This window comes from Azospirillum oryzae (assembly GCF_900177515.1).
GTDB classification, from domain to species: domain Bacteria; phylum Pseudomonadota; class Alphaproteobacteria; order Azospirillales; family Azospirillaceae; genus Azospirillum; species Azospirillum oryzae_A.
The window spans coordinates 467,541-481,353 of record NZ_FXAK01000002.1; the positions used below are offsets into that span (position 1 = coordinate 467,541).

A 13,813-nucleotide genomic window follows, 5' to 3' on the forward strand; every position below is an offset into this window, starting at 1 on the left:
GGCCGCGAAACCGCCTCAGCCCAATGCCGGCTCCTCCGCCAGGGCCGGCTGCATGGCCGGCGCCTCGCGCGGCAGCAGGATGGTGAAGCGGGTGCCCTGCCCCGGCCAGGACTGCACCGACACGGTGCCGCCCAGCGGACCGGTGACGGTGTTGAACACGATGTGCAGCCCAAGACCCGACCCGCCCTGCCCGCGCTTGGTGGTGAAGAAGGGGTCGAAGACCTTCGACAGATGCTCCGGCGCGATGCCGGCGCCGTCGTCGATGAAGTCGATCCGCACCTTGTCGGACCCGTCCGGCTGGGCGGTGATCCTGATCGTGCCGGACGGCGTCTCCGACAGGCGCTCGCCGTCGCCATAGGCGTGGACGACGGCGTTGATCACCAGATTGGTCAGCACCTGCCCCAGCGCGCCGGGGAAACTGTCCATCGTCAGCTCGTCGTCGCACTCTACCGCCACCTTCAGGTTGGTGCGCTTCAGACGGGGCCGCAGCGAGAACAGCAGTTCGCGGATATAGCTGCCCAACTCGAACACCCGCCGGTCGCCGGAGGACTGGTCGACCGCCACCTGCTTGAAGCTCTGCACCAGCGACGCCGCGCGGTCCATGTTGGCCATCAGCAGGCGGCTGCTCTCGCTCAACCCATCCAGGAACTCCAGGAAATCCGAACGCCGCAACGTGTTGCCGGCGAAGCGCTCGCGCAGGGCCTGTGCCTGTTCGCCGATGTGGCTGGCGGCGGTCAGGCCGATGCCGATGGGCGTGTTGATCTCGTGCGCCACCCCCGCCACCAGCTGGCCCAACGACGCCATGGTTTCGGCCTGGATCAGGCTTTCCTGCGCCTCGCGCAGGTCGGCCAGCGCCTGTTCGGCCTCCTCCCTGGCCTGGTTCATCGCCGACTCGGCGACCTTGCGGTCGGTGATGTCGTAGAGCCAGGTCAGCAGCGCCGATTCGCCGTCCAGTTCGATGCTGTTCCATGAGGACAGCACCCAGACGATGCTGCCGTCCGGCCGGCGGAAGCGGATCTCGGCATTGCGGAAGGCGCCCTCGCGGTCGAACCGGGCGATCAGCGCCTCGCGGTCGGCGGGGTCGGCATAGAGGTCCGCCACCGGCGACCGCATCAACTCCGACCGGCCGCGCCCCATCAGCCGCGCCGACTGGGCGTTGCAGAACAGCCAGCGGCCGTCGCGGGTGGTGACGTTCACGGCGATGGGCGCCGCCTCCATGATCTTCAGCAGCCGTTCCTCGCTGGCGCGCAGGCGCTCCTCCTGCCGGCGGGCCTCGGTGATGTCGGTCATGATGCCGGCATAGCGCACCGCCCGGCCGCTCTTGTCGCGGAAGGCGCGGCCCTTGGCGGCGATCCACACCCAGCCGCCGGCCTCGTGGCGCAGGCGGTAGGAATAGGCGTAGGCCGAGGTCTCCCCCGCCAGATGCGAGGCGATGTGGGCCAGCACCCGGTCGCGGTCCTCCGGATGCAGCCGCCGTTCCCAGAAATCGGGCGGCATGGCCGGCCGGCTGCGAAAGCCCAGCATGCGCGGGAAGGTGTCCGACCACCAGCAGGTGCCGGCCACCAGATCGGCGTCCCACACGGCGGCCCCGGTCGCCTCCAGCGCCATTTCCAGCCGCTCGCCGATCTCCGGTTCATGGAGGAGCGGCGCCGCGACCTTGCCGGACCCGGTGCCCGAACCAATACCCGGCGGACGGGCGGCCGTCCGGCGCCCGGCATACCGGCCCAGCAGCACCCCGAGCAGACCGCCGGCCGCACCAGCCGCCAGCGCCATCATCACCGGCTCCGCCGCCATGGTTCCTCCACCGTTTCCAGCACTGTGGCGACGGAAACCGGGAAAATTCAACTGCGGCTTTACCGTACAGACGGACGATACCCAAGAAAAAAGCCCCTCCGCCGGACGGAGAGGCTTTCTTTCGGACAGGGCGGCGATTTCGCCCCGCCAACAGGCTGTGGCCGCTTAGCCTTTCAGCTTCTTGGTCAGGATTTCGTTCACCATGGCGGGGTTGGCCTTGCCCTGGGTCGCCTTCATCACCTGACCGACAAAGAAGCCGAACAGCTTGTCCTTGCCGCTGCGGAATTCCGCCACCTTGTCGGGGTTGGCGGCCAGGACGGCGTCGATCGAGCCTTCGATGGCGCTGGTGTCGGTGACCTGCCGCAGCCCCTTCTTCTCGACGATGTCGGCCGCCTTCTCGCCGGTCTCGAACATCGTCTCGAAGACTTCCTTGGCGATGCGGCCGGAGATGGTGTTGTCGGCGATCAGGTCGATCAGGCCGCCGAGATTCTCGGCCGACACCGGGCTTTCCTCGATCTCCTTGCCGGCCTTGTTCAGATAGCCGAACAGCTCGCCGGTGACCCAATTGGAGGCCAGCTTCGGATCGCGGCCCTTGGCCACCGCCTCGAAATAGTCGGCCTTCGACTTCTCCGAGACCAGCACGCCGGCGTCATAGACCGACAGCTTGTAGTCCTCGATGAAGCGGGCCTTCTTGTCGTCCGGCAGTTCGGGCAGCGTCTTCTTGATGTCCTCGACCCATTCCGGGTCGAGTTCCAGCGGCAGCAGGTCGGGGTCGGGGAAATAGCGGTAGTCGTGCGCCTCTTCCTTCGACCGCATGGAGCGGGTCACGAACTTCGTCGTGTCCCACAGCCGGGTCTCCTGGTCGATCTTGCCGCCTTCCTCGATGATCTCGATCTGGCGGCGGGCCTCATACTCGATCGCCTGCATGACGAAGCGGATCGAGTTGACGTTCTTGATCTCGCAGCGGGTGCCGAAGGGTTCGCCCGGCTTGCGCACCGACACGTTGACGTCGCAGCGCATGGAGCCTTCCTCCATGTTGCCGTCGCAGGTGCCGAGATAGCGCAGGATCGACCGCAGCTTGCGCACGTAGGCGCCGGCCTCCTCCGAGCTGCGCATGTCGGGTTCCGACACGATCTCCATCAGCGCCACGCCCGACCGGTTCAGGTCGATGTAGGTCTTGGACGGGTGCTGGTCGTGCAGCGACTTGCCGGCGTCCTGCTCCAGATGCAGGCGGGTGACGCCGACGGTGCGGCTGGTGCCGTCCGGCAGGTCCAGCACGATCTCGCCCTTGCCGACGATCGGCTGCAGGAACTGGCTGATCTGATAGCCCTGCGGCAGGTCGGCGTAGAAGTAGTTCTTGCGGTCGAAGACCGAGTTCAGGTTGATCTGCGCCTTCAGGCCCAGACCGGTGCGCACCGCCTGCTCGACGCAATATTCGTTGATGACGGGCAGCATGCCGGGGAACGCGGCGTCGACGAAGCTGACCTGGCTGTTCGGCGCGGCCCCGAATTCGGTGGCGGAGCCGGAAAACAGCTTCGCGTTCGAAATCACCTGGGCATGGACCTCAAGCCCGATCACCACTTCCCAATCGCCCGTTTCACCCTGGATGTACGACATCGTTCCGCTCTTCGACGTTCACGGCACGGGACCGGACGGGCGCCGCCCTGGAAAAGGGCGCCCCGGCCATACCCTTGGAATCCTGTTTCTTCTAACGCCCTTTGCGCCCGCGCGCACGCTTTATCGCGCCGCCGCCTTCCTGCCACGGCTCATACCCCGGCCCATACCCCGGCCCATACCCCGATTGTGCGGCCGGCCACAGACGGTTCGTTAACCTTCAGGCAAGCTTTGCCCGCCACGCTGAACCGGACGAGCGCGGGAGGGTCTGATGTCGGTGCGAAAGCTGCTGCGGAAGGTCGGGTTCGGTGTCGGTCTGGGCGCACTGCTGATGGCGGGCGCCGCCCTCGGCCATGCCGCCACCCGGCCGGACGGCCTGTCGCTCGGCCCGGCCGGCCCCGCCCCGGCCGTCGTGAACCCGGTCGTCGTGAACCCGGTCACCGTCAACCCGGCGCCCGCCGCGCCCTCCCCGTCCGACTATCCCGATGCCGCCATGTCCCGCGACGACCAGGGCGACATCACCATCCTGCGGCTGGACGGCATCATCACGCCGGGGGCGGAGCGCCGCTTCGTCGATGCCCTGCACACCCTGCCGGCCCAACGCCCGCTGGTGATCGAACTGTCGAGCCCGGGCGGCTTCACCGCCGCCGGCTACCGGATGATCGACGCCGTGCTGGCCGAACGCCGGGGCGGGCGGCCGGTCGCCACCCGTGTGCGCGATGGCGAGTCCTGCGAAAGCATGTGCGTCGGCCTCTATCTGGCCGGTTACCCGCGCTATGCCGCGCCGCGTGCGGAGTTCATGGTGCATGCGCCGCGCATGGCGGAGAATGGCCGGATGACGTTGCGCTCGACCCGGATGATGGTCGACCGTCTGGTGTCGCTCGGCGCCTCGCCGGCCTGGGTCCAGCGGGTGACGGCGGAGGGCGGCTTCTCCGGCGCCCGCGATTACCGCGAAACCGCCGACCGGCTGAGCGCCGACGGCGCCAACATCGTCACCGACCTGCTGCGCTGACCAGACCTTCTGCGACCGCCTCCGGCGTACGGCCGACGATCCGCTCATAGACCTCCGGGTCGGTCGCGCCCTCGGTCCCGAACACCAGCACGCGGGCGTCGGGCACGAGGCCCAGCGCGCGCCGGGTCTCCTCATGGGCCGCGGCGCAGAGCAGCCCGGCCAGTCCGGCGACGCCGGATTCTCCCGCTACCACCGGACGGCCGCCATGCCTGCCGTCCGCCAGCTTGCGCATGGCGGCGATCGCCCCTTCGTCGGGGATGGTCAGGAAATCGTCGGCGCCGCGTTCCAGGATCGCCCAGGCCAGCAGAGAGACCTCGCCGCAGGCAAGCCCGGCCATCACCGTGTCCAGGTCGCCCTCCGACCGCACCGGACGCCCGGCCACCGCGCTCTGGTACAGGCAGTCGGCGCTGTGCGGCTCCACCACCACGAAGCGCGGGCGCTGCCGGCCCCAGCTTTCCCACAGATGGCCACAGACCGCGGCCGGCAGCGCGCCGACGCCGCCCTGCACGAAGACATGGGTCGGCCGCTCGCTGGCGGGCAGCTGCGAGATCGTCTCCTCCACCATCATGGTGTAGCCCTGCATCACGTCGCGCGGCACATCCATATAGCCGGTGTAGGAGGTGTCGGAGACGACGAACCAGCCATGCTCCGCCGCATCGGCGGCGGCACGGCGAACCGCATCGTCGTACGACCCGTCGACCACCACCACCCGCGCCCCGTACGCCTCGATTGCGTCGCGGCGGCCGGGCGTACAGGCAGCGGGCACGTACACCACGCAATTGCAGCCGAACACCTGCGCGCCCCAGGCGACCGACCGGCCATGGTTGCCGTCGGTCGCCGTGGTGACGGTCAGCGTCCGCGTCACCTTGGCATAGCGGCCGACGACGAGATCCAGCGCGGTCACCGGCACGCCGGGCACCCGCGCCGTCACCTCCCGCGCAAGCAGCCGCAGCACGGCGTACGCCCCGCCCAGCGCTTTGAAGCTGCCGAGTGCGAAGCGGGCGCTTTCGTCCTTGTACCAGAGGCGGTCGATCCCGGCCTCCCGCGCCAATCCCGGCAGGGAGCGCAGCGGGGTGGGCGCATAGCCGGGCCAGGCGCCGATCTCCGCCATCGCCTCCTCGAAGGCGGCGCGGCTGAGGATCGCGCGTTCCGACGGGCCATAGACCCGCTCATGGTCGGCATGCGGATTGGAAAAATGGCGCGGCAGGCAGGAGGATGGGGAGACGGCGTGGTCGGTCATGGCATCGCTCTCCAGGCCGGCGATGCCGTCGGCGACGGCACATCCCACGACCACGCATAACGAGACCAAAAGCCACCGCCCGCCGTCAAGCCGCCAGCGCGGGCGCGGCTGCTACCGAATGAAGCATTACCAACGGTGCGCCCAAAGCCGGCATGCCGCGCTCAGCGCTTCCATTCGCGGCTGGACTTGATGAAGTCGGTCAGGGTGACGCCGATCTTGTCGTCGATGATCGCCACCTCGCCGCGGGCGACCAGCACGCCTTCGACATAGACGTCGGTCGGGTCCTTCAGGTGGCGGTCGAGTTCCACGACGGCCCCGCGGCCCAGCTTCAGCAGATCGCGGACGCGGAGCATGGCGGTGCCGATGACGACCTTGATCTCCACCGGCGCGTCGCCGATGGCGAAGGACGAGGCGTCGCCGTCGTTGGGATCGGCGGCGCCGAGCAGGTCGTCGATGTTGGCCATGGCTGTCCAAGCTCCCGCGCCGGAAATGGCGCCTTCTTACACGAACGGGACATCCTACACCCCGGACGGGTTACCCGGCAACGCCACCGACCGATGGGGATTGCGACAAGATTGGGCTTTTCCCATACCGGCGCTTCGCCCACACTGTCGGCCCCGCCCGCCTGCCGGTCTTTTCGTTGCCGCTACGCAACAATCCAGGCACCGCAGGGCATCGACCAACCGGAACCGGGTTCACCCTGATGACCGACAGCAGCATTTCCCCGCTTGTGGACGCCCCCTGGCTGAAAAGCCGGCTCGACAGCCCCGGCATCGTCGTCCTCGACGTGCGCACCCCGCCCGCCGGCGGCTTCGTTCCGGGATCGCTTCATTCCGACTACGCAACGGCCGGCTGGCGGACTGTGGTCGGCGGCGGGGCCGGAATGCTGCCGGAACCGGATGTTCTGGCGGGGCTGATCGGCGGGCTGGGGGTCGGCAACGGCGACCATGTCGTTCTGGTGGCGGCCGGCGCCAATGCGTCGGACATGGGCAACGCCACCCGCGTCTACTGGACCTTCAAGATGCTGGGTCATGACGCGGTGTCGGTGCTGGACGGCGGTTTCGCCGCCTGGACCGCGGCCGGCGGCCCGGTCGAACCGCAGCCGGCGGTGCGCAAGCCGGCGACCTTCACCGTCCACCCCCGCGCCGACCTGCGCGCCACCCTGGAGCAGGTCGAGGCGGCGGTGCAGGCCGGCGGCACGCCGTTGCACGATGCCCGCTCGCCCGAGCAGTTCGCCGGCAAGGCCAAGAGCCCGCAGGCCCGCGCCGCCGGCACCATCCCCGGCGCGGTCAATCTCGACATCGCCGCCCTCTTCTCCCCGGCGGAGCACCGCTTCGCCTCGCCCGAGGCGGTGAAGGCGATGGCCGACCAAGCCGGACTGCCCTTGCGCGACCAGCCCATCACCTTCTGCAACACCGGCCACCTCGCCTCGGTGTCCTGGTTCGCGCTCAGCGAGATCGCCGGCGTGCCCGGCGTGCGGCTCTATGACGGCTCCATGTCGGAATGGAGCGCCGACCCGCAGCGGCCTTTGCAGACGGAAGGGTGAGGCAGGAGGATATTTGGAAAGGAGCAGGAGGGTTCGGCAAGATCGACACGGATTTCACGGATTAGATCACGGATTTCACGGATGGCTTCACCGCAGCGTGCAGCGCCACCGCCAACCCGCAACAAGGCAAGCCAGAAGAAAAATCCGTGTAATCCGTGTCTAAATCCGTGACATCCGTGTCAATCTTGCCTGACAAAACAGTACGACGACAAAGCGTCATCCACCCGATTCACGCCTTCGCCCGGCGACGGCGCAGACGGCCGAGGTCGCTGCGCCGCACCAGCCCCAGCAGCACCGCGGCGACGGCATAGACCGCCAGCCCGACGACCGCCAGCACCAGCAGCCCGCCCAGCCGCTCCACCACCCCGGCGGCGCCCAGCCAGGGGGCAAGCCGCTCCGTCGCCAGCCATAGGGCGCCGGCCATGGCAGCGGCGGCGATGGCCATGCGCGGCAGATTCCGGGTCAGCCGCGCATCGGCGCGGAACAGGCCGCGCCGGTGCAGCAGCAGCGCCAGCAGCCCGGCATTCACCCAGGCGCCGACGGAGGTGGCGACCGCCAGACCGACCTGGGCCAGTGGTCCCATCAGCGCCAGCTTCAGCGCCACATTGATGCCGACCGCCGCCAGCGCCACCCGCACCGGCGTCGCCGTGTCGTGGCGGGCGTAGAAGCCGTTGACCAGGCTGCGGATCACCACGAAGGCCGGCAGCCCCAGCGCATAGGCCTGCAGGGTGAACGCCGATGCGGCGGCGTCCGACGGGCCGAAGGCGCCGCGCTGGAACAGCACCGACAGGATCGGCGTGCCCGCCACCAGGAAGGCGACGGCCGCCGGCAGGGTCAGCAGCAGCGACAGCTCGATGGCGCGGTTCTGGCTGTCGACCGCGCCGGCCTCGTCGCCGCTCTTGATCCGCTTGGACATTTCCGGAAGCAGAACGGTCCCGACGGCGATGCCGATCACCCCCAGCGGCAGCTGGTTCAGCCGGTCGGCGTAATAGAGGTAGGACACCGCGCCCGTCGGCAGGGCGGAGGCGATCAGCGTGTCGGCGAACAGGCTGATCTGGGTCAGTCCCGATCCCAGCGCCGCCGGCCCCAGCACCGTCAGGAAGCGCTTCACGTCGGGCGACAGGCGCGGCATCACCGGCCGCAGAGTCATGTCGGCCCGCCGGGCGTCCCAGGCCAGATAGAGATACTGCGCAACGCCGGACGCCAGCACGCCCCACGACAGCGCGTGTCCCGCCGTCGGCATCAGCGGCGTGCCGACCACCAGCGCCGCGATCAGGCAGAGGTTCATCAGGATCGGCGCCGCCGCCGCCGCTCCGAAGCGGCTCATGCTGTTCAGCACGCCGCCATAGAGCGAGACCAGCGAGATCAGCAGCAGATAGGGGAAGGTGATGCTGGTGAACAGCACCGCCAACCGGAACTTCTCCGGGTCGTCGGCGAAGCCGGGGGCGAAGACCGTCATGAACTGCGGCATGAAGGCCAGCACCGCCAGCAGCAGCAGCATCTGCACGATGACCAGCAGGGTCATCACCTCGTCGGCGAAGCGGCGGGCGGCAGCGGCGCCGTCCTGCACCAGCTTGCCCGAGAACAGCGGCACGAAGGCGGAGTTGAAGGCGCCCTCGGCGAACAGCGCGCGGAAATGGTTCGGCAGCCGGAAGGCGACGAAGAAGGCGTCGGCCACCGGCCCCGCCCCCAGCAGCGCCGCGGTCAGCACGTCGCGCAGGAAACCGAGCACCCGGCTGGCCAGGGTCAGGCCGCCGACGGACAGGATATGACGGAACACGATGGCAGGGTCGCTTCTGTGATGCGGATGATGCCCGGCGGCATCCTAGCGATGCCGCCGCATTCGTCATAGGATCGCCGCCCGGATTCGTCCAGAACGCATCTCCCGACATCACAGGTCGAAGGCCCCGACATGCCGCAGCAAGCCCTCCCCCTGACCTATCTGGAAGCCGGCGAAGCCAATGGCGGAACGCCGATGCTGGTCCTGCACGGGCTGTTCGGCTCGGCCCGCAACTGGCAGACGCTGGCCCGCCGCTTCGGCGAGCAGCACCGGGTCTATGCGCTTGACCTGCGCAACCACGGCGGCGCCCCCTGGGCCGAGAGCATGAGCTACCCGGACATGGCGGCCGACGTGCTGCGCTTCCTGGACGACCGCGGCTTCGCCCGCGCCACTGTCGTCGGCCATTCGATGGGCGGCAAGACCGCCATGGCGCTGGCGCTGGCCCATCCCGACCGGGTGGAACGGCTGGTGGTGGCCGACATCGCCCCCGTCGCCTACACCCACACCCACGCCCCCTATGTCGCCGCGATGAAGGCCGCGAAGCTGGAAGGCGTCACCCGTCGGCCGGAGGTGGAGGCGCAGCTGGCCGACGCCGTGCCGGAGGCGCCGCTGCGCTCCTTCCTGATGCAGAATCTGGTGCTGGAGAACGGCGTCTTCTCCTGGCGGATCAATCTCGACTCCATCGGGACGAACATGGAGGGGCTGATCGGCTTCCCCGATTTCGGCGGCGCCCGCTATGACGGCCCCACCCTGTTCATCGGCGGCGGCACGTCGGACTACATCCGGCCGGAGCACCACGACGCCATCCGCCGTCATTTCCCCAAGGCGGAAATCCGCATGATCGAAGGGGTCGGCCACTGGCTGCATGCCGAACGTCCGGCCGAATTCGCGGCAATGGTAGAGGGTTTCCTCTGATTTCCGCGGCAAAACCCCGCATTTTCGCGTGGTTGTAAGCCGAAGCAGATATTGCATCGCCCGGACGTCGGGGCTATCAAGCCTGCGCGCCTTAAAACGCGGCCTGCGAGACAACGCGGCTGCCATTCCTCGAAGGATCGACCGACCATGAGCGTCATCACCGAGATTCACGCCCGCGAAATCCTGGACAGCCGCGGCAACCCGACCGTCGAAGTCGACGTTGCGCTGGACAGCGGCGCCTTCGGCCGCGCCGCGGTGCCGTCGGGTGCCTCCACCGGCGCCCACGAGGCGGTCGAGCTGCGCGACGGCGACAAGGGCCGCTTCGGCGGCAAGGGCGTGCTGAAGGCGGTCGAATCGGTCAACGGCGAGATCTACGATGCGCTCGCCGGCCTGGACGCCGACGACCAGCGCGCCATCGACCTCGCCATGATCGACCTGGACGGCACCGAAAACAAGAGCCGGCTCGGCGCCAACGCCATCCTGGGCGTGTCGCTGGCCGTCGCCCGCGCCGCCGCCGAGGATGCCGGCCTGCCGCTCTACCGCTATGTCGGCGGCGCCTTCGCCTCGCTGCTGCCGGTGCCGATGATGAACATCATCAACGGCGGCGCCCATGCCGACAACCCGATCGACATCCAGGAATTCATGATCATGCCGGTGGGTGCCGAGACCGGCGCCGACGCCATCCGCATGGGCTCCGAGATCTTCCAGTCCCTCAAGAAGAAGCTCAAGGACGCCGGCCACAACACCAACGTCGGCGACGAAGGCGGCTTCGCCCCCAACATCGGCTCGACCGACGAGGCGCTCGGCTTCGTCATGAAGGCCATCGAGGCCGCCGGCTACAAGCCGGGCGACGACGTCATGCTGGCGCTCGACGCCGCCTCGACCGAGTTCTTCAAGAACGGCAAGTACGAGCTGGCCGGTGAAGGCAAGTCGCTGTCGCCGGAACAGATGGTCGCCTACTGGTCCGATCTGGTCGGCCGCTTCCCGATCATCTCGATTGAGGACGGCATGGCGGAAGACGATTGGGAAGGCTGGAAGGCGCTGACCGACGCCATCGGAAACAAGGTGCAGCTGGTCGGCGACGACCTGTTCGTCACCAACCCCAAGCGTCTGGCCCAGGGCATCCGCCAGGGCGTCGCCAACTCGATCCTGGTGAAGGTCAACCAGATCGGCACGCTGTCGGAGACGCTGGAAGCGGTGGATATGGCGCACAAGGCCGGCTACACCGCCGTCCTGTCGCACCGTTCGGGCGAGACCGAGGACAGCACCATCGCCGATCTGGCGGTCGCCACCAACTGCGGCCAGATCAAGACCGGCTCGCTCAGCCGTTCGGACCGTCTGGCCAAGTACAACCAGCTGATCCGCATCGAGGAGCAGCTCGGCGTCGCCGCCCGCTTCGCTGGCCGCGGCATCCTGAAGGCGTGATCGCCCTGATGTGAAAGAGCCCCTCTCCGGGATGCCGGAGAGGGGCTTTTTTATGCGGAGCGGGTGCTCACTCCCCCGCCAGCGCGCCGATCATCTTGCGGACGGCGGTCATCTGGAAGCCGCCCTTGCGGGCGAAGTCGTAGCCGGTGTAGCCGAACCAGTCCCAGCAGGCCTTGGGGTTGGAGGACAGCTTGGCGTCGCCGTCGATCTGCGGATAGAGCACGACAATGTTGTTGACGTCGGCCCAGCGGTTGTAGCCGGCATGCACGGCGAAATGGTCGCCGATCAGGTTCGACGCCATCTTGCAGCCATGGAAGGCGACATGGATGCGGCAGGTCTGCTTGCCGCCGTCGCAGGCTTCCGGAACATAGACGTAGCCGGTCTTGGCCATGCCGCTGCGGCTGGTGTCGCCGACGAAGGGCGCCTGGTTGAACAGCTGCGGCTGGCGGGCCGCGGCCGGGGCGTTCGGAATCTTGGCGTCGGCGTAGAAGAAGCGGACGATGGCACCGGCCTGATCGTACTGGCAGTTGTTGATGTATTCGCTCTTCTCATCCTCCTTCGGGATGAAGTCGCAGGCGGCGCCATAGCCGTCGGTGATGTAGGCATGCGCCGCCTTCGGCAGTTTCACATAGGTGAAATTGGCGTCCGTCACGCCCAGCGCCTTGTAGAACTGCTCGGTGGCGTCGGCGACCGGGCGCTTCACCGTCACGTCGTTGTCGCCGTTGAACAGGTAGATCTTCGACTTCGCCATGTTGACCAGCGGGTCGATGTCCTTGGCTTTCTCGCGCGCCTTGGCGTTCTCAACCAGTTTGCCGACGTCGGGCGCGCCCATCGCCACATCCATGCAGCGCTTCAGCGCCACCACCGCCGGGGCGATGCCGCCCTCCGACACCTCGGCACAATCATAGGGACCGCCGGCGACGAGGCCGGCCGCCTTGACCAGCCCCGAATAGGCGACCTGGAACTGCCCGGCCATATAGGCGCCGGAGGAGATGCCCGACACCGTGGTCTGAGCCGGGTCGATCTTCAGCTTCAGATCCGACAGCTTGACTTGCGCGGCGGCCGGAAGCGGCGCCAGGACGACGAACGCCGCCAGCGCGGATTTCAAAATGACTTGCTTGGAAATGCTCATCGGAAGGTCACCTTTGCCCTGCTAGGGGTATCAACGTCGCACGGACAGCGGCGATCTGCGCCCCGCCCCTTCGTCGCGTCTTCCGTCCCCGCCGTGCCGATCCTGTCCCGGCAAGCCGGGCGGCGCACGATCAGATTGTTGCCGGCCGCCTGGGAAACCGGAACCCTGGCTGAAGCCTGCGAAGAAGGTAGCAATGCAATGATGATTGTCTAATAAAAAGAATATCTGCCGCCGCAATACACGCATCCATACGCAATGCCGCACCCTGCCGTCGTCGGTGCCGCAGGCGCGGTGCGGACATGGAAAAGGCCGGCGGAGCCTTCGCCCCGCCGGCCTGTCACCCTGTACTCTGCATCCCGTCCCGCTCTCCGGCCCCCGGTGGACGCCGAATCGGGCGGGTCAGCTCCGCAGGTAAGCCAGAACGGTCTCCGGCGAGGATTCGCCGTAGGGATCGCCGTTCTCGCCCTCATCGTTGATGCCCGGCTCCTCGAAGAACTTTTCGATGACGCCGTCCTTCACAACCATGGCATAGCGCCAGGACCGATGGCCGAAGCCGACATGGTCCTTGTCGATCAGCATGCCCATGCGGCGGGTGAAATGTCCCGACCCGTCTGGGATCAGCTTCACCTTCTTCAGGTTCAGGCTCTTGCCCCACTGGTACATGACGAAGGCGTCGTTGACGCTGAGGCAATAGACCTCGTCGATGCCCAAATCCTTGAATTCGTCATAGAGCCGCTCGAAGGCCGGGCACTGCTCGTTGGAGCAGGTCGGCGTGAAGGCGCCGGGCAGGGAGAACACCACCACCCGCTTGCCCTGGAACAGGTCGTCGCTCCGCACATCCTGCCAACGGAACGGGTTGGGTCCGCCGACGCTCTCGTCGCGCACGCGGGTCTTGAACACCACCGAGGGGACCTTGCGCCCTTCCATCATCTTCTCCGGCTGTGGTTGGGGTGGACCGGCGGAACCGCCGCCGCGGGCCACGATAGCGGCAATGCCCGCCGCCACCAACCGGCCATAGGTCATGCGTCCCCGGCCGCCAAGCGGAGCAAATTACCCCGAAAGACCAATCAATACCGGAGTAAGTCTGCGCAAAAGTGGTGGCATCCGGTGGCAATCCTGTGACGTCCCCGAATGTTAAGGTCCCATTTACCAAGAAGGCGTTCTCTGACCTCGCCTGCATCCAGTGGGCACTGTGCCGACCGGTGACAATTGGAGGGCTGTTCATGCCTGTTTCTACCAAGACCAACTCTTTGCGACAGCCCGGCAACAATAAGCCGGAAGCCGCTTACGATCGCGGTTATTTCACCAGGATACTCGTTAGTACATTTGTCTTCAGCGCCACCATCAATGCCCTG

The 13,813-nt window shown here is 67.6% G+C and carries 11 protein-coding genes; 4 read left to right on the plus strand and 7 right to left on the minus strand.

The window, feature by feature from the left end; all coding sequences use genetic code 11:
• Nucleotides 1–15: 15 nt before the first annotated feature.
• Both B9N97_RS05225 and gatB read right to left on the minus strand, forming a co-directional pair.
• Nucleotides 16–1,794 carry a PAS domain-containing sensor histidine kinase gene (locus tag B9N97_RS05225; protein WP_085084050.1) on the minus strand — a complete coding sequence of 593 codons (1,779 nt, stop codon included), beginning with the start codon at nt 1,792–1,794 and terminating at the stop codon, nt 16–18.
• A gap of 165 nt (nt 1,795–1,959) precedes the next feature.
• Complete coding sequence (gatB, locus tag B9N97_RS05230) at nt 1,960–3,411, minus strand: Asp-tRNA(Asn)/Glu-tRNA(Gln) amidotransferase subunit GatB (RefSeq protein ID WP_085084052.1); 1,452 nt, start codon at nt 3,409–3,411, stop codon at nt 1,960–1,962.
• Nucleotides 3,412–3,679: 268 nt separating this feature from the next.
• On the opposite strand from gatB, the gene B9N97_RS05235 reads away from it, so the two are divergent.
• The gene (locus B9N97_RS05235; protein ID WP_085084054.1) at nt 3,680–4,420 is read left to right on the plus strand and encodes a Clp protease/crotonase-like domain-containing protein; all 741 of its coding nucleotides are present in this window, start codon (nt 3,680–3,682) and stop codon (nt 4,418–4,420) included.
• Here B9N97_RS05235 and B9N97_RS05240 read toward each other — a convergent pair.
• Nucleotides 4,401–5,660, minus strand: coding sequence for a diaminopropionate ammonia-lyase (locus tag B9N97_RS05240; protein ID WP_085084692.1), 1,260 nt, complete (start codon nt 5,658–5,660; stop codon nt 4,401–4,403). The genes B9N97_RS05235 and B9N97_RS05240 overlap by 20 nt on opposite strands.
• Nucleotides 5,661–5,821: 161 nt before the next feature.
• Complete coding sequence (gene fliN, locus B9N97_RS05245) at nt 5,822–6,124, minus strand: flagellar motor switch protein FliN (protein WP_085084056.1); 303 nt, start codon at nt 6,122–6,124, stop codon at nt 5,822–5,824.
• 239 nt (nt 6,125–6,363) lie between these two features.
• Between fliN and B9N97_RS05250 the strand changes: the two genes are divergently transcribed.
• The gene (locus B9N97_RS05250; RefSeq protein ID WP_085084058.1) at nt 6,364–7,206 is read left to right on the plus strand and encodes a sulfurtransferase; all 843 of its coding nucleotides are present in this window, start codon (nt 6,364–6,366) and stop codon (nt 7,204–7,206) included.
• A gap of 229 nt (nt 7,207–7,435) precedes the next feature.
• Here B9N97_RS05250 and murJ read toward each other — a convergent pair whose 3' ends face one another.
• On the minus strand, nt 7,436–8,986 hold the full coding sequence (gene murJ, locus B9N97_RS05255) for a murein biosynthesis integral membrane protein MurJ (protein ID WP_085084060.1): 1,551 nt from the start codon (nt 8,984–8,986) through the stop codon (nt 7,436–7,438).
• A gap of 132 nt (nt 8,987–9,118) precedes the next feature.
• Here murJ and B9N97_RS05260 point away from each other — a divergent pair, with 132 nt between their 5' ends.
• Complete coding sequence (locus B9N97_RS05260; RefSeq protein ID WP_085084062.1) at nt 9,119–9,901, plus strand: alpha/beta fold hydrolase; 783 nt, start codon at nt 9,119–9,121, stop codon at nt 9,899–9,901.
• A 147-nt stretch (nt 9,902–10,048) separates the two neighbouring features.
• Nucleotides 10,049–11,326: a phosphopyruvate hydratase gene (eno, locus tag B9N97_RS05265; protein ID WP_014188015.1), complete on the plus strand. Its 1,278-nt coding sequence runs from the start codon at nt 10,049–10,051 to the stop codon at nt 11,324–11,326.
• A gap of 67 nt (nt 11,327–11,393) precedes the next feature.
• On the opposite strand, the gene B9N97_RS05270 is transcribed toward eno, so the two are convergent.
• Both B9N97_RS05270 and B9N97_RS05275 read right to left on the minus strand, forming a co-directional pair.
• Nucleotides 11,394–12,458 (minus strand): extracellular catalytic domain type 2 short-chain-length polyhydroxyalkanoate depolymerase, encoded by a 1,065-nt coding sequence (locus B9N97_RS05270; RefSeq protein ID WP_085084063.1) that lies wholly within the window; start codon nt 12,456–12,458, stop codon nt 11,394–11,396.
• Nucleotides 12,459–12,857: 399 nt separating this feature from the next.
• A complete protein-coding gene (locus tag B9N97_RS05275) occupies nt 12,858–13,481 on the minus strand; it encodes a peroxiredoxin (RefSeq protein ID WP_432264183.1) in 624 nt (207 codons plus the stop codon).
• Nucleotides 13,482–13,813 lie beyond the last annotated feature (332 nt).